The sequence below is a fragment of the Candidatus Woesearchaeota archaeon genome (assembly GCA_016928155.1).
In the GTDB taxonomy this organism is placed as follows: domain Archaea; phylum Nanobdellota; class Nanobdellia; order Woesearchaeales; family JAFGLG01; genus JAFGLG01.
This window is the reverse complement of record JAFGLG010000008.1, coordinates 22,618-39,640: the sequence shown is the minus strand read 5'-3', so window position 1 is coordinate 39,640 and position 17,023 is coordinate 22,618. Positions and strand designations below refer to the sequence as shown.

The window sequence follows — 17,023 nt, the reverse complement described above, 5'->3', positions numbered from 1 at the left end:
GTTATAGACCTATTTAGAGTCGAATGAGAAGTCGAATATCTTAAGTCCTGTATTTATGTTTTTATAATCAGTTTCTCATTCTGATTAATCCTTTCATTGTATTGATAAATGATATATAATCTCTCACCACTTGCATGTTGATATCTTAAATTTAAATGGATTATTGTGCTTTGTCTCAGGAATCCATATATACCTGTCTGTCTCAGCTGAGACCATGGATGAGAGACAAGCTATCAAGGAGGCTTTTACAAAAGTGAAGGAGGATATCTCAAAGAGCAATGAGAAGCTTGATTCTTTCCAGTCTGCTATGGATTCATTGAAGCTCAGGATGGCAGAGCTTGACCTCGGGCTAAAGGGGGCTCAGCTCAGGATAGCCAAGGAGCAGGAAGCCTTTCTTGCGGGCCTGAGAGCATCAATGCAGTCCCTTGTCGAAGATGTGAAGGCACAGCTCATTGTCTCACAGGCCTTGAATGTTCAGTCTCAGCCATTGTCTCAGCAACCCATCCAGGTCCAGTCTCAGCCGCTCCCATCACCTGACATGAGACTCAAGGCTGAGTATTACAAGAAGATTGACAAGAACCGCAAGAAGATTATCAAGACAAAGATTATTGAGACCCTCAAGGCCAAGGATCTGACTCTTCCAGAGCTTAAGGCCCAGATTGTGGATATTGAGCAGTTCTGCTCCAAGGCCTCTTTCTATAGATATTACAATGAGCTCAGAGAACTCATCCAGAATCCTGAGACAGTCACTAAAGAGCCTATAAAGCTTAAATCAGAGCTTTTAAGCAATTCTGTCTCATGAGACAAATTTTCCAACATGTTGAGACAATAAACCTAAAAACCATACAGGGCTTTCAAGTTCCATTTCCATAAGAAATAAGGGGGTGTTCCACTGGAAATCATGGGGTCTCAATGAGACAATCTTGAGACAGTCTCAATAGAGACTTGAGACAGATTTGAGACTGATTCTTCCTTTTTAAAGCAAAAGAAAAGTATTAATACCTCTATCGCTTCTGGGGAGAAGTGAATATTTCCTGTTTTTGGATTGGGGAGAGAAAAAGCGAAATATTTATATAATACTTATAACCACAATTTACATCATTAGTATATAAAATAGTATACAGGTAGGTAAAAAGAAAAAATGGGTGTGTTATGAAGGTTTCCAGTAAAACCTATGGGCTGGTAGTATTGATGCTTATCCTATTAGGTGCCTCATTTGCCTCTGCAGATGACCTTATCCCAGTCATTGTCTATTATAAAGATGTCCAGCCAGATGCAGTCAAGGGAATGAGAGTGGCTCATGTGAGGGCTCCTCCACAGACTGTTTCTGCTCTGCAGATCAATGACCAGATCCAGTCAAGGCGTGACTTCAAGTCTGTTCCTGGCTTCACTGCCATGGTCACAGCGGATGCTTATCGGGAGCTCATGGATGACCCCGATGTTGAAGTTCATAGGTCTGGCACATTCCATATACTGCTTTCAGATTCAGTGCCTCAGATAAATGCTGATGAGGTCTGGGCTCTTCAGGAATCTGGCCAGGACATAACGGGCGCTGGCTATTCCGTGTGTGTCATTGATACAGGTGTCCAGGATGATCATCCTGACCTTGCAGGCAAGGTGATTGCCCAGAAATGCTATTGTTCAGATGATTGCTGTCAGGGAAATAATGAATCAGTTAATGCTTCTGATGATAATGGCCACGGCACCCATGTTGCTGGCATAATCGCCGCAGATGGAAACCTGAAAGGTGTGGCCCCCGGTGCAAGCATTGTGGCAGTCAAGGTTATGGATTCAAGCGGTATAGGTGAAGGAACAGATATTGCCCTGGGAATTGACTGGTGTGTTTCGAATATAGATCTGTATAACATCACAGTGATATCTATGAGCCTTGGTGATGACTGTGCTCCTAACTTAGGTCTTTTTGATTATAATATAGATGCAGCCCATGCTGCCAACATATCTTTGGTTGCAGCTGCGGGGAACATTGATGCTTTTGATAATTGTGATGCTTCATCAATGACCTATCCTGCCTGTGCTGAGAATGTTGTTTCAGTCGGTTCTGTAGATGAAGATAATCTAATTTCATCATTTACTTGCAGAGACATCTCTTTGGATCTTTTTGCACCAGGAAGAATCATAAATTCAACTTATCTAACTAATAATTATCAGGAGATGAACGGCACCTCGATGAGTGCTCCTCATGTCTCTGCAGCATTGGCCTTGATGTCGCAATATTATGGTCTCAAGTATGGCATGGCTCTCACTCCTGATGAGAAAGAGGATATCTTGAAGAATACTGGCGTGCCTGTTTTTGATTCTGCAAACAGCATGAGCTTCCCGAGGATTGATGTCTTGGCTGCTGTAGCATATTATCAGCCTATTGTATCTCTTGTCTCTCCGGATGGGATCCCTCTTGCTCAGGATAATATCAGTCTTTTTTTCAACATTTCAGACAGTGATTCAGATTATGTCAATTGTTCATTATACATTAATGGGACGCTGAATGAGACACTTGAGTTCTTTCCAGGTCCTAATAATTTTGTCTTTGATGGCGCTGATGGTTATTATTCCTGGAACATCTCCTGCACTGACGAATACAATGATACTGGTTATTCCGGGACTTTTGAGTTTGGAAAAGACACCTCAATCCCAGTAGTGTTTGATCTTGAAGTCTTCCCATCATCCTGGACTAACTCTCCGCTCTTCACATTCACCTGGGAAGCGACTGACATGTCAAACATCTCCAGGTATTATTATAAGTTTTATGAGGCCCCGACTTCAGACACAGATGGCAGCATGACTTATATGAAGAATTTGACGCACAATGAGTCAACTGCCGGCAACCATTCATTCTATGTCTGGGCTGAGGATATTCTGGGTAATATTGATTACAATGCAGCTGTAAGCATAATCTATTATTTTGATGATGTGCTTCCGGATATTTTCCTTGATGCTCTCGGAACTTCATATAATGCCCCAATTTCAACCTCAACAGCAAACATAACTTATAATGTCACTGATTTGAGCCCAGAAAAGATTTGGTATGAATTCAATGGCAGGACTGATCTGGATCTTGAAGGTTGGACGCCGATTCCAGGATTATTTGCCGGAAGGAATATGATACAATTCTTTGCTAACGATTCTGCTGGCAACATAGGCTCAGAGGATATAACAATTTTTGCTAATATTGAGATTGATGTCAACCAGACCTTGCAGGATCTGACAGATGCAAGCGGTGCCTTGGGTATAATCCTCACAGAGCATGATGATTCTGCTGCACTGGATGGGACAATGCTGGTCAATGGCACTTATGATATGTATATTGACATTAATGTCAGCCAGATAATAACTGTATTGATAAATAACTTTGACGGATTAGCTGCTTCATGGAGCAATGATTTTGTCATAAACACTTCAGATCAAGAGCTGAATGATTCTTTATTGGCTGCAGGCAAGGAACCACAGCTCATCCTCTCATTCGATAATTTTGAGGATTTCCTCCTAGATGATGCTTATACTGGAAATCTTTCAGTCAATAAGTCCCTCCAGCCTTTCGATTTCATAGATTATTGCACCAATGATACTGAATGTGACCCACTTGATTTGTGCTCAGTTGATCCAGCTCCTTGCTATACAAGCACTGGTGATATAACATCTGTAAGATTTGATCATCTCTCCTCAATTGTATTCTATGATGATAGTATTGTGGGCAATGTGACCTGGGTTTCACCGAACTCTACTGTATACACCGGCACAAATGTGGGCATGGCTTTCACCATCGGCGAGGATGTTTATGCAAACTACACATTGGATGAAGGTCCGGTTCTCAGGCTGAACAGCGGCAATCCGGCAAGGTCATTCTCTGCTGTGCTTGACGGCACTTTCATGAACACAACTTTTGCCAATGGTATCCTGGAGAACGGACCGCATAATATCACACTTTATCTTGTTGACTTGTATGACAACGCCAATTCAACAACCTACCCATTCACAGTCAATGATACCCAAAGTCCCGTGCTTGTCATCTTCCCGCCTGATGATCATGAGATGGATGTTGATGAGGACAACACAACAGATCTTAGGATAAACTTCACATCTAATGAATATTCTAATGTCTCATATAAGCTGAATTGCACTTTTCCTTCGCATAATTCAGCTGGCACAATTGCTTCAAGAGCCCTGTCCGGTTCAGTGACAAAGAACAATCTCAAGCCAGGTTCTTATGATCTTACAATAACCGCAGTGGATATGCTTGGTCATTCTAGGATATACTCCTATGAGTTTGACCTTGAGGAACCATCCTGTGTTGACAATGATGGTGATGACTGGGGTTCTGCGAACATACTTTGGTGCGAATACACATCGAAGAAGGACTGCGATGATAATGATGATGATATAAACCCCGGCGACACTGAATCAGGCACTGATGAGTGCAGTGATGGAGAAGATAATGACTGTGATGGTGACACTGACAAACAGGATTCCGGATGCAAGACGACTTCATCATCAGGCGGAGGCGGTGGTGGAGGAAGCAGTGGTTTGCCTTCTGACAAGAAAGAGCAGATCTTCAGCAAGATACTTGCGGACACCTGGGAGGATATGACCTTCAGCTCAAATGATATGGCTTATACCAAGGTGGAGTTCAAGCCTAACAAGGAGCTTTCGAATGTCGCATTGAGGGTTTTCTCTTATAATGGTGCACCTGATGGAGTCGCTCCCCTGAAGAATGCCTACCAGTATCTTTTCATGAAGACAACCAATTTTGATGATGATGACCTAACTGAGACCCAGATAACTTTCAGGGTGAAGAAGAGCTGGGTACCGTCAGATCATAAGCCTGAGGACATAAGCCTTTTCAGGATGGTTGATGATGAATGGGTCGGGCTGGACACTTCGCAGTTCAGCTCTGATGCATATTATTATCATTACAGTGCAGCACCCCCGGGTTTCTCTTATTTCTGTATTGCTGGGAAACAGGATGATCCTCCTGCAGCTGCAGTGGCTCTGAAGTCTGATGGCAATGATTCTGATGTCGGCGCTTCCTCTAATGCCACAGCCAATTCATCCATGAATAATGTCTCTGGCAATGCTGTCAGGGACGGATGGCATCTCAGCTGGCCGGGTTTCACTTTCAAGCCCATTACCTGGATGATTGTTTTCCTGGTGCTGATTGTCGTCGGAATCTTGTCTTATTTTGTCTATGAGCAAAAGATGACCCCGAAAGATGAGAAAGAGTTCAAGAACCGGGATCTCTCTTCCAAGATCAGCATAAGGGAGACCACTGTCCCTCCCAAGAAGCTTCAGGCTTATGTGGATTTCCAGCTGGCCAGGGGCCACACACCATCCAAGATAAGGGATGTGCTGGTGGATGCCGGCTGGGGGAAGGATCTTGTGATAAAGGCCATCAAGCAGAGCCCGGATTACAAGGTCTCGATGCCCAAGTCATATGAGGAAGTCATCCAGAAGCATGACCAGTTCAAGAAGCTGAAGAAATAATCCTTTTCTGGTTTATTATTTCATTATTGGAACAAATAAGGTAATAATTTTCTATTATTGGTTAATTGTTTCAAATTTGAAAAATGAGTTATCTGCCTCTATAAACATATTTTTTTATTTATTCCTTTTTTGAAACAATTTTTCAATTAATAATTAATGTTTTATTTTATTATTAATCTCTTTTTTTTGATTCTTATTTTCATTTATTATATGTTGTTCTATTATTAGAAAACTATATGATTCAATACGTCAAGTCTTTCTTGTATGATAATTTTTAGGAGGTTGTTCAGAACAGATACAATAGTGCCTAACATCATTTTCTATTATAAAAATATCGTTTCAAATTTGAAAAATATTACTATAAACCATATAAACAATAATTTCAATTGATTCTTTTTATGAAATACATTTTTATTTTTCAAACAATTTAATGTTTTATAAATAAAGAATTTATTTCAGTTGGATTTTTTATAAAAAATGTATTGTTCTATAAATAGAAAACTATATAAACCCATATATGGATTTCGCTTTGCATGGGACTTTTGGAAGAGCTCTTCGACGCAAAGATATTGGCAGTGATAAGATTATTCATGGACCACAAGTCGCACGAGTTCTATCTGAGGGAGATCTCCCAGAAGTCTGGCGTTCCGGTCTCAACAATATTCAGGATAGTGAATAAGCTTGTGTCCCTGAATCTTGTTGAAGTCATGAAAGTCTCGAAATTCAAGGCCTACAAATGGCCTAATAATGAAAAGACAAGATTCCTTGAGCAGATGATCAGGAAAGAGGTGTGAAAATGAGAGGAAAGAATACCATCGGGATGGCTGCAAAGTTAGCTCTTTTCAGCTCAAAGCTCCTGCTTCTTATGGTATTTGCTGTCCTCTTGATACTGCCCATAGCGGCAGCTGGCTCCCTCTCTTTTTATGTCAGGCCACTTTCCGCAGGCAAGGTTGTCTCGAATACAGCATTTGATTATGTATTCAACCTGACGACTTCAGCTGACTGCACAGGTGTTCTCCTGTCAGATTCGCAGGCGATCACTACTGATGCTTATGGTGTGGGCTATGCCAGTGTTAACATAACAGGAATGACTGGCACGCCTTCATACATCTGTGAATATCGGGGCGGTTCCCTCAGGGAAGTCCACGAGATTAACTCAGGCCTCTTCAGCGATATCTTTGCTGTCGGTGATGTTGATGTTGCTGGTATTATAAGTTCAGATACTGATCTTCAGGTCAATGGAGTTTCTGCTTGCCTAGCCAATGGCACGAACTGCCCACCTTTCGGGGATGACGACTGGAATATCTCGGGTAATAACATGTTTCCTGCTGATCTGAGCAGGAATGTGGGTATTGGTACTGATTCTCCTTCTGAGAAGCTTGATGTTATGGGTTCTGGTGCTAAGATTTTGGTTAATGATACCTTTGCTCCATCGAGTTATGTTTTGGGTCCTGAGTTGATTTTGCAGAGGGGTAATACTCGTGCTGGTGCTGGTTTGAGGATTCAGAACCCTGAAGGAGTGGACTGGTTTGCTGGGCTGGGGGAATATGTTTCTCCTGATAGCTTTTCGATTATTTACAATAGCACAGATTCAAGGGATGCCTTGTTGACTGTGCATAAAGAGGGCAATGTTGGTGTTGGTACTTCTTCTCCTTCTGCGAAGTTGGATGTTAATGGTGGTGTGATTGTCGGTGATGGGACTTTGCCATCTGGGATAATGGCTCAGGATTGGGAGAAGCTTTTGGTTTATGAGGATTCTGGTAGTCAGTGGTCTGAGTCTTATTTTGGTGCTAAGGTGCCGGGTTTGGGTGAGGGTGCTGGCAGTGAGATAGCTTTTGGTTATGGGGATTCTTCTGATGTTTGGCAGAATGCTTATTTGGTCGGTTTTTGGGTTGATAATGAGAGTGATCTTGACTCTAGGAGTTTTTGGATTTATGATATTAGGGGGTCTGAAATGTTGTTGTATGCTGACGGTGATTCTAATGTCGGTATTGGCACTTCTTCTCCTTCGCAGAAGTTGCATGTTGAGGGTCAGGCTAATATCACTGGTGATTATGCTTGGGTGAATGATAGTAAGGTCTGCACTGCTGATAATGGCTTGTGTGGTTCTGGCAGTGATTCTCCTTGGACGAATACGAGTACGCAGATTGTTCCTGGGGCTGGTTATCCGCAGGATGTGAATATCAGTGGTACTTTGTTTGCGAGTAATGTGAGTAGCAACAGTCCTTTGCAGCTGCAGACTGGTGGGATTACGAGGGTTTATGTTGATGATGCCACTGGCAATGTAGGTGTTGGTGCATTGAATCCTACTGAGAGATTAGTTGTTGGTGGTGGCATTAGGAACAATGGTTCAATCACCTTTGGCAAATCCTCTGGTGTTTGGGATGTCACCACTATTGGTAACACGGATGGGCTTCGTGTGGATAGTGATGCCAGGGAGGTTTATGTTGTAGTGGATAATAGTGTGGTTATGACTGCAGATAATCATGGGTATATAGGCATCGGTACAGAGGATCCGACACAGAGATTGGACATCAATGGTAATGTCAATGTCAGCGGTGCTAACTCCAGAATGTGGGTGAATGGCAGTGAGGTTTGCACTGCTGATAATGGCTTGTGTGGAGGCGATGGTAATGTAAGTGGTTCAGGTATGGCAAGTAGGCTTGCTTATTGGGAGGATGCCGAAAATCTGTCTTATGCTGAGCATCTGACTTTTAACGGATCTGAGGGGAGATTGCAGATTGTTGGTGATATTGCTTTTAAGAATTCTAATAGTAGGATTAAGACATTTTCTTCTTTTGGTAGCGGTGGTAATCTTATTATTGAGCCTGGTTCTGCATCTGGTGTTGGTGGTGATGTTTATATTACCGGTGGTGATGGTTCTACTGATGGTAATGTTGTTTTGGCTCATAATGGGACGGAAAGCAAAGGTTATGTCGGTATTGGCACCTCATCACCTTCTGCAAAGCTTGATGTTAAGGGGGATTTTGATACTCAGGTTGGAGTTTTTGAAGCTGCTGATGGGCAGACAGATAATATTATTGAGGTTAGGGATAATGAGAGCAAGATTTTGCAGTTGGTGGATAGCAAAGGCAATGTGCATATTGGTAATCCTTCAACTTGGCAGAATTCTTGGGGTGGTAATCTTGAGGGTTTTACAACATGGAAATATGATAATGAGACAGGGGATTCTGAATATGTGGGATATGTTGCTGGGGTTAGTGCTGATGGTTCTTTGAATGATTATAATTATGTGGAGTTGGATAGTTTTAAGAATCCGACTAGGCGTTCTGCTTTTATGTTCATAGATGTAGAAAAACAAGGTGAAAATAGTTATGTTGGTGCACTGGCCGAGGTTTTCAATGATAGTGATATTAATGATAGAGCGGGAATTAATATTCAGAGTGATGGCAAGGCATATCAGGAGATTGTTGGTGGTGATTATGCTGCCCTTTATGATATGCTTAAGGTAACTGATAACAACACTGAGACGAGATTCTTGGTGAAGAGTGATGGTGTTGTTGAAGCAAATGGCAGCCCCGTATGTACTCAGGATAATGGCTTGTGTGGAGGCGATGGTAATGTAAGTGGTTCTGGGGCAGCGGATTATTATGCTTTGTGGGGTAGTAATTCGGAGATTACAGTGGGGAAGCTTTTGGACACTGATGATGGCATCAATGTCTCAGGCAACATCACTATGCCAGAATCATTTTACATCGGCAGTGATGCGCAGGCTTCAGGTGATTTTGCGATGGCATTTGGGCTTGATGCAAATGCTTCAGGGACAGGTACGATAGCTTTGGGTTATAGCACATTTGCAGAGGGTAGTCATAATCTCGCTTTGGGCACTCAATCAGATGCTAATGGTACTGCTGGGTCAGTTGCACTGGGTTGGAATGCTGATGCATTGGCTACTGATGCTATCTCTATTGGGAGCTTGAGCGTTGCTCGCGGGTCTGATTCTATCTCGATAGGTTCATCGAGTTATGCGTCAAATACCGCTTCAATGGCCTTTGGTGACGCTACTGCATCTGGTATGTATTCAATCGCTATCGGTGATGGTGCTGTGGCGAATGCTAATTATGCGATAGCGATCGGCAAGGATGTCACGAATTCCAACGCAAACTCAACAAGATTTGGTCATTTTGTTTATACTAGAGGCCTTCAGTCTTTAGTCGATTCAGGTAATGGTGTTTCTGGGAATAGTATAAATGATGTTGGTGTTGCCGGGTCCAGCAGCAATAGTTATGGTGTCTATGGATCAACCGGGAGCACAAATCCGGATGTGGCCGGAGTGAAAGGGGTTGTGACAGGTAATGCTGTTGTGTATGGTGTGATGGGAGAATCGAGTGCAGAGACAGCCAATGGCAGTGCAGGTGTGTATGGTTTTTGTGATGAAAGTTCCAAAATTGGTTCAAGGTCAGGATATGGTGTGATGGGTATTTCAGCAGGTTCGACTGATGGTTCTGCAGGTGTTTTTGGCAATGCAAGTGCATCTTCTGGAGAGACATTTGGTGTGCATGGTCTTGTTGTCAGCCCGGATGGTTATTCTGGTTATTTTGAAGGGGGGCTTGGTGTGTTTGTGAACGGCAGTATCAATGTAAGCGGTGCCTCTGGTAAGATTTACACTCATGAGCTTTGTTTGGGTGGTGATTGTCAGACTGGTTGGCCGAGCGGTGATTCTCCTTGGACTAATACTTCTTCGCAGATTGTTCCGAGGGTGGGTTATCCGCAGGATGTGAATATTTCTGGCACTTTGTTTGCTAGTAATGTGAGCAGCAACAGTCCGTTGCGTTTGCAGACTTCTGGTGATACTAAGGTTTATATTGGGGATGATGGCAATGTAGGTATCGGCACTGATTCTCCTGTGGCGAGGTTGGATGTCCGTCCGACATTGCATGTTGAGGGCAGCGGTTCAATACCTATGGGGGTTGATGCGGGAATGTATTTTAATGGGTCTAATCGTAGGATTGGTATTGGTGAGTCAACGCCTGAGGAGAGTATCCATATTACTGCAGGTACTAGTCCTACTATTAGGTTGAGTGAGGTGGATCTGGCTGACAGGCACAATTGGGATATTGAGAATGATGGGACTAAGCTGTCTTTTATTCAGAGTAATTCGACATCATTGTTATTCCCAAGGTTGGTGATTGAGAATGAGGGCAATGTCGGTATTGGCACTTCTTCGCCTTCTGCAAAGCTTGATGTGAATGGAAACATCAATGTTTCTGATGCTTCTGGTAAGATTTATACTCCAGAGCTCTGCTTGGATGGTGATTGTCAGATCAGCTGGCCTTCTGGTGCGGATGATGGTGATTGGAACATCTCAGGCAATAATATGTATCCTGCTGATCTGGGCAGGAATGTCGGTATTGGCACTGATACTCCTTCTGAGAGACTGACAGTTTCAGGTAACGCCTCTTTTGGGGATAATGTGTATTTTGCTGCAGGTTTATATCCCGGAAATGGGGCTATCCAGAATGTGGCGAATTTTGGCTTTGATGGTACTTGGCTCACAGCCAGTAGTCTGTTATTGGGTGGTACGCTTGATATGGGTAGTCAGCTGATTCAGAATGCAGGTGCAATACAGACAGGTACATATGAAGAATTTAGCATCCAAAATTCCGGTGGGAATGCTAAGTACAGGTTCAATCTGTCATCAGGAGGTCTCTGGATTGGCGGCTCGCAGTCAGACGGGTATCCTGCTAATGCACTGGATGTCATGGGTGATGCCAACATTTCGGGCACAGTATATGCCACCAACTACAGCTCCAACTCTCCCTTGGTCTTCCTGGCTGGCGGCACCACGAGATTGTATATCGACGATATTGACGGCAATGTAACCATTAAGACAGGGAATCTCAAAGTGGGGGAAACTGTAATATCAAATAGCGGTTTCTTCAATCCGGGTGAATGTGATGGAGGGAGTATGGTAGAAGGTGACATTTGTTACAGCACCTCGCTGCACGAGCCATGCTTCTACAATGGCACTGCTGTGATAACAATCTCATCTCATACAGTATGTGGGATACCAGGACCATGAGAACAAAAGAAAGGATTTGGATTGTGTATGTTTTGGCTGTTTTGCTGTTTACATTCATGGCTTCAGCCATGGACCCGGAATTTATCATCCCGAACACTGGCGATGAGCAGTTCTATCATGGCCAGACCGGCGATGAGGAGCTGGGTGTCTTCATGGGCGGAGGCTATGTTCCTGCAGGGGATGATACAACCCCCTCTGGTGATGGTGGGTCTCCATTGGTCTTGAAAGCAGGTTTCATAGTAGTATGCGGCAATGGGAACTGCCAGACCGGCGAGACATGTGCCAAATGTCCTCAGGATTGCGGTGTCTGTCAGCCAGAAGAGCCTGTGCCGCCTCCTGTGTCCCCGCCTGCGCCTCAGAAGGATATCACAGGAGATGCTGTCAAGGATGATCATATTGCTGAATGCGGTGACAGCATTTGCAGTCTGGATGAGGGCTGTGCAGGATGCGCAAAGGATTGCGGCTCATGCAGCCTGCCGGTATTGGTGATTGATGCGCCTTCAGAGATCAGAATCGGTGATCTTATGACGATAATCATCACAGATGATGCGGGCAGTCCTGTGTCTGGAGCAGAGATTGTCATGATTTACCCGAGCGGCAGGAAAGATTCTTTTGTTACTGATAAAGATGGCATGTACAGCACAAAGTCAAAGGAGAAGGGCCAGATCCTGCTGAACGCGAAGAAGGCAGGATATCAGGTCTCGAAGCAGGGCTTGACTGTCAGGGAGATGGAGAAGGAATTGCTTGTTCCGAGATTCTTTGAGGCTGTAAAGGGCATGGACTGGCTGTGGGTCCTGTTGGCTGTTGTCATTGTTGCAGGAATGCTCGGTTTTTATATCTACAGTTATCGTTCAAGGGCCCATAAGGAGATCGGCGAGATTGACAAGAAGCTTGATGAGATGATGAAAGATTGAGACAGGTCATATGGCTGGCATTGGCAGTTCTGCTAGTCACTCCTGTATTCGCCTGCATCACGCCGTCGGCTGACAACACCATGGTATCTTCTTCAGATACTGTCTGTTATCGTTCAACGCCTTATTACATCTCTGATGTTGATGGTAATGGGATTTTCAATTTCACATCAGATGATATTGTCCTGGACTGCAACGGGTCTGAATTCAGCGGCAGCGCCTGGTCAGGATTCGGCATCTACCTGCACAGCAGGACCAACATCACGGTAAAGGACTGCACTTTCAGGTATTTTGACTCCGCTATATTCCTGGATTCAAGCTCTGATAATGAGTTCCATGGCATAAGGGCGTATGATAACAATGATGGTTTCGTGCTGTTCAACAGCACTTATAATATCCTGAACTCAAGCGATCTTGTGAACAACTCAGGGTCAGGCATATCCTTATCCGGAGGTTCAGACAGGAATGTGTTTCTTGATGTTGTCTCGGGCAGCAACAGCAAAGGTCTGTCCTGCGAGGACAGCGATATGAACTCAGTGATAGGCTGCTCTTTTGAAGGGCAGGATTTTGGGCTGTTTCTGTCAAACTGCACTGGCAGCGTATTCACAGGAAATGATTATATGTCAAACGCTTATGGCGCTTACCTGGATCATTGCAGGACTAATGATTTTGAGGATGAGTCCGTCAATGGCAGCACCTATGGTCTCTATTTGGATAATGGTTCAGGCACCAATGATTTCAGCAGAATGGCCATGACATCGAACACCTACGGGGTCATTCTGGAAAACAGCTCCAGCAATGATTTCCAGGGTATTGATGTGAGTCACGGGTATATGGGGTTTGTCGTCGGCACATCCTCCGGCAATGAATTCTCTGATTGCACTGTCATGAACATGTCCCAAGGCATATATCTGCTGGGGAGTGGAAGCAACATGTTTGACAATGTGATTGTTCATGGTTCATCTGATCTTGGGTTCTATTCAGTGGATAGCCATGGGAACATTGTGAGAAATTCTTTCATTTCAGGGAATGGTATGGGTGTCCTGCTGGAGAGTTCACATAGGAATCAGATCATTGGCACATGGGTTTTTGACAGCGCAGATGAGGGTATCATGCTTGATGATGCGCTCAACACGACCATTGATGATTCTTTCATCTACAATAACTCTGATGGCATCAGCGTCTCATCTTCTGGCAGGGTCAGGATACTTGATACTGATTCGTATGATAATCGGGCTCATGGCATCAGGTGCTTATTGAGCGGTATAGGTACATATTCAAGGCTTGGCCTTTACAGCAATAATAATGGTCTGCTCATGTCAGGATGTGACGACGCAGACATCACAGATGTCATCTCATATGATAATGTCCTCGGATTCAATATCACTGACAGCCACAGGGCTTACATATCAGGGTCAGAGGCTTATGGCAACCGGCATGGATTTGTATTCTCAGCCTCCCTGAACAGCACTGTTGATGGATCAGGGTCATACAGCAATAATGAGTCCGGCTTCCTTCTGGGATCAGGTTCTGAAGGCAATAGTTTCACCGGCTCTTATTCATATGATAACCGGTATGGGTTCTATTTCAGTGCAGGTTCCAACAATGTATCCTCTGCAAACATATCAGGGAACACAGTTTTTGGTTTCTATTTCAGCTCTGGATCAGGCAACATGGTCAGGGATTCTGTCATCTGCCATAACAGCCGTCTGAAGAACGGTCCTTTCTACAGCCAGAATGCTGTTGTGAACAATACTTTCTGTGTGGATGCATGGGATGCAAGGCATCAGATAATCAAGCCAAGGCAGTACATCTACAATTTCACTTCTAACACATCAAATCATATCAATCCGGCGAACTGCACATGGTTCCTGAATGACACAGTGAATGGGATCGTATACAGGAACAGCACGCTTGTCGATGAGGGCAGCCCTTTCGCATTCAGCCTCAGGCTGAAGCAGGGCATCCATCCCTGGAATGTGTCCTGCTATGACTCTGATGGTAACGATGGAGTGAGTGCTCAGAATTTCTTGGAGATTCTAAACACACCCCCAACCCAAACCGCTCCATCGTTATCTTCTTCTTCCGGCCACGCTTACAATAAGGACAGCCTTGCATGCAAGGAGAATAATATCAATGATATAGACGGCGACAATATGACGGTGTATTATTACTGGTGGAAGGATGGTGTCAGGCAGGATGTGAGCAACGCGAGCGATGTCCTCTCTGCCGACCTGACTTCTAAGGGTGACACATGGAACTGCTCTGTGAAAGTGTATGATAACCGGTCCTTTGGTGTGGAGAGGTTCTCCAGCTCACTTGTCATAATTGATGATATAGCTTCCGGAGGAGGTTCCCCCCTTGTCATGAAGGGCGGCTCTCCGCTTGTGATGAAATATGTCGAGACAGTTCCTTCAAGGTCTTCAAGGAGATGGGATTCCATCGAGGCTGGCATCCAGGGTGTATTCAATGTGGACAATGCTGAGCTGGCTGTCACTAGGCTGACTTTCATTCCTCTGAAGGCTCTCCGTGGCATCACCATAACAATGGAGAAGGTGGAGGGATTGCCTGCATCTGTACCTGTCCTGGAGGATGTCTTCGAATATCTCAGGATATCCTCTTCGAATCTGATGAACAGCGACATGGATGATATCAGGATAGAGTTCAGGGTCAAGAAATTGTGGTTCAGCCTGAATGATTTTGACGAGAAGAGGGTATATCTGAACAGGTATTTCAATGACGGGTGGGTGCGCCTGCCCACGTCTTATGTGACCCAGGATTCAGACTATCATTTCTACATGGCTGAGACTGACGGCTTTTCATATTTTGCGATAACTTCAGGGGATAAGGGGATTCCGGAATCAGTGAAGGAGCAGCCTACTGTGATCACAGGCACGAGGGAGCAGCCTGAAAGTGGTGTCGTGCCTGAGAAGGATGAAGGTCCTGCGAAGGAGGAGCCTGCGTCGGTGAAGTCAAGGTCACTTCTATGGGTAATCCTGTCAGTTGTCCTGCTGGGCGCACTTGTCGGCGGCTTGGCATATTATGTCCTTGCTTCAAAGCAGCCTGAGGAGTCATCTTTCCTGCTTCCTGAAGAGAGGTTTGACGAGTTCCAGCCAAAGGATCTCCATCCGTCGCAGCATCTTGTGCTCAATGACGGAAGGTCCATCAAGAACATCAAGGACTTCTACATGGCTCTTGTGACCATGAGTGATTTCACTTTTGAGCAGCACCTTAATCAGCAGTTCCTGGATGAATCTGACTTCTACAGGTGGGCAAAGGAGGATCTGGGCGACGAGGCGCTTGCCATGGAGTTGGAGGATGTGACAGGCAGGGCCGAGATGATAGGCATATTGAAGAGGCATATATCGATGAAGGCCGGAAAGGAGTCCATGCCGATAGACCAGGACAGGGCTAGGCTTAAGTCTTATATACTTGATCTCAGGCAGCTCGGCCATTCAGGTGAGGTCATCAGGCAGAAGCTCTATGACATCGGCTGGAAGAGGGAGTTTGTCGATGATGTTGTCAAGGAAGTGATAAAATGAAGAAGGTAAAGGATATCATGACTAGGGATATCGCCATCCTGCCGAGGGAGGCGAATGTGGATGATGTTGTCAAGGTTATGAAGAACCACAGGATCAGCTGTGTGATCATCATGAAGGATGACATACCTGAGGGCATAATCACTGAGACAGATGTGCTCACCAAAGTCATTGTCAAGAGCAGGGACCCTTCCAAGGTATCTGTCGAGGAGGTCATGACTAGCCCTGTGATGATAATCGATCCTGAGATGCCTTTCACAAGGGTGTCAAAGCTGATGAAGGAGAAGAGCATCAGGCGGTTCCCTGTTGTCGATCATAATATGCTTCTGGGCCTTGTCACCCAGACTGATATAGCTAATGCGACGATAGATTATCTGGAAAAGCTGAATGCGAAGCTGAAGCAGTCTGATATTTCCCTGGATGATTTCCACGAGATCTCAGGGGAGTTCTATGAGCTCGGCGGCCATACAAGGGACAGGCCTGACATAAAGCACATGGCCATGGAGATCATGTCGACTGACATGCAGACAGTGAAGCCTGATGGGTCCGTCTATGATGCGGCATTGAGGATACTTGACACATCCACGAACTGTGTCGTGGTGGTGGATGATTCTGACAGTCCTCTCGGTATGATAACTGAGAGGGATCTGATTTCGAAGGTGCTTTTCAGGAGGCTTGATCCGAAGAAGACTAGAGTCTCTGAAGTCATGAGCACGCCCCTGATCACTGTTTCTCCTGAGTCTAAGGTTGATGAGCTTGGCAATTTCATGCGCACCCATAATGTGAGGAGGCTTGTTGTGGTGGCCAATGGCGAGCTGGTCGGCATCGTCACCCATTCCGGCATATCGCACAATGTGATTGATATGGCCCTGGCCATCCATTCTGATATCATGGACAAATGGGACGCAGGCTGATGGCAGGTCAGTCTTGTTTGCTTAGATAAAGAAAAAAATCCCCAAGAGCCAGGTTTTGGGGGGTTTTCAGAAGATCTGAAAAAGCCCTTGGGTATTTGAATTTGTTACTATGTAGTAGAT

Annotated in this window: 7 protein-coding genes; all 7 read left to right on the top strand. The window is 44.7% G+C overall.

Features of this window, described 5'->3' with window-relative positions; all coding sequences use genetic code 11:
- The first annotated feature begins 214 nt into the window (after positions 1–214).
- The gene (locus JW968_04990) at positions 215–802 is read left to right on the top strand and encodes a hypothetical protein (GenBank protein ID MBN1386298.1); all 588 of its coding nucleotides are present in this window, start codon (positions 215–217) and stop codon (positions 800–802) included.
- 389 nt (positions 803–1,191) lie between these two features.
- Positions 1,192–5,496 carry a S8 family serine peptidase gene (locus JW968_04985; protein MBN1386297.1) on the top strand — a complete coding sequence of 1,435 codons (4,305 nt, stop codon included), beginning with the start codon at positions 1,192–1,194 and terminating at the stop codon, positions 5,494–5,496.
- 533 nt (positions 5,497–6,029) lie between these two features.
- On the top strand, positions 6,030–6,290 hold the full coding sequence (locus JW968_04980) for a helix-turn-helix domain-containing protein (GenBank protein ID MBN1386296.1): 261 nt from the start codon (positions 6,030–6,032) through the stop codon (positions 6,288–6,290).
- A 2-nt stretch (positions 6,291–6,292) separates the two neighbouring features.
- Entirely contained in the window at positions 6,293–11,539 is a 5,247-nt protein-coding gene (locus tag JW968_04975; GenBank protein ID MBN1386295.1) for a hypothetical protein, read from the top strand.
- The gene (locus JW968_04970) at positions 11,536–12,453 is read left to right on the top strand and encodes a carboxypeptidase regulatory-like domain-containing protein (protein MBN1386294.1); all 918 of its coding nucleotides are present in this window, start codon (positions 11,536–11,538) and stop codon (positions 12,451–12,453) included. Before JW968_04975 ends, JW968_04970 begins: the two co-directional genes overlap by 4 nt.
- A complete protein-coding gene (locus tag JW968_04965; protein MBN1386293.1) occupies positions 12,450–15,992 on the top strand; it encodes a right-handed parallel beta-helix repeat-containing protein in 3,543 nt (1,180 codons plus the stop codon). The genes JW968_04970 and JW968_04965 overlap by 4 nt, the downstream gene beginning before the upstream one ends.
- Positions 15,989–16,903, top strand: a complete 915-nt coding sequence (locus JW968_04960) for a CBS domain-containing protein (protein ID MBN1386292.1) — start codon at positions 15,989–15,991, stop codon at positions 16,901–16,903. The genes JW968_04965 and JW968_04960 overlap by 4 nt, the downstream gene beginning before the upstream one ends.
- The last annotated feature ends 120 nt before the right edge of the window (positions 16,904–17,023 follow it).

Excerpts from the sequence above, each read along its gene's own strand:
- JW968_04985 (MBN1386297.1), top strand. The coding sequence starts at position 1,192 with ATGCTTATCCTATTAGGTGCCTCATTTGCCTCTGCAGATGACCTTATC.
- JW968_04990 (MBN1386298.1), top strand. The coding sequence starts at position 215 with ATGGATGAGAGACAAGCTATCAAGGAGGCTTTTACAAAAGTGAAGGAG.
- JW968_04960 (MBN1386292.1), top strand. The coding sequence starts at position 15,989 with ATGAAGAAGGTAAAGGATATCATGACTAGGGATATCGCCATCCTGCCG.
- JW968_04970 (MBN1386294.1), top strand. The coding sequence starts at position 11,536 with ATGAGAACAAAAGAAAGGATTTGGATTGTGTATGTTTTGGCTGTTTTG.
- JW968_04975 (MBN1386295.1), top strand. The coding sequence starts at position 6,293 with ATGAGAGGAAAGAATACCATCGGGATGGCTGCAAAGTTAGCTCTTTTC.
- JW968_04980 (MBN1386296.1), top strand. The coding sequence starts at position 6,030 with ATGGGACTTTTGGAAGAGCTCTTCGACGCAAAGATATTGGCAGTGATA.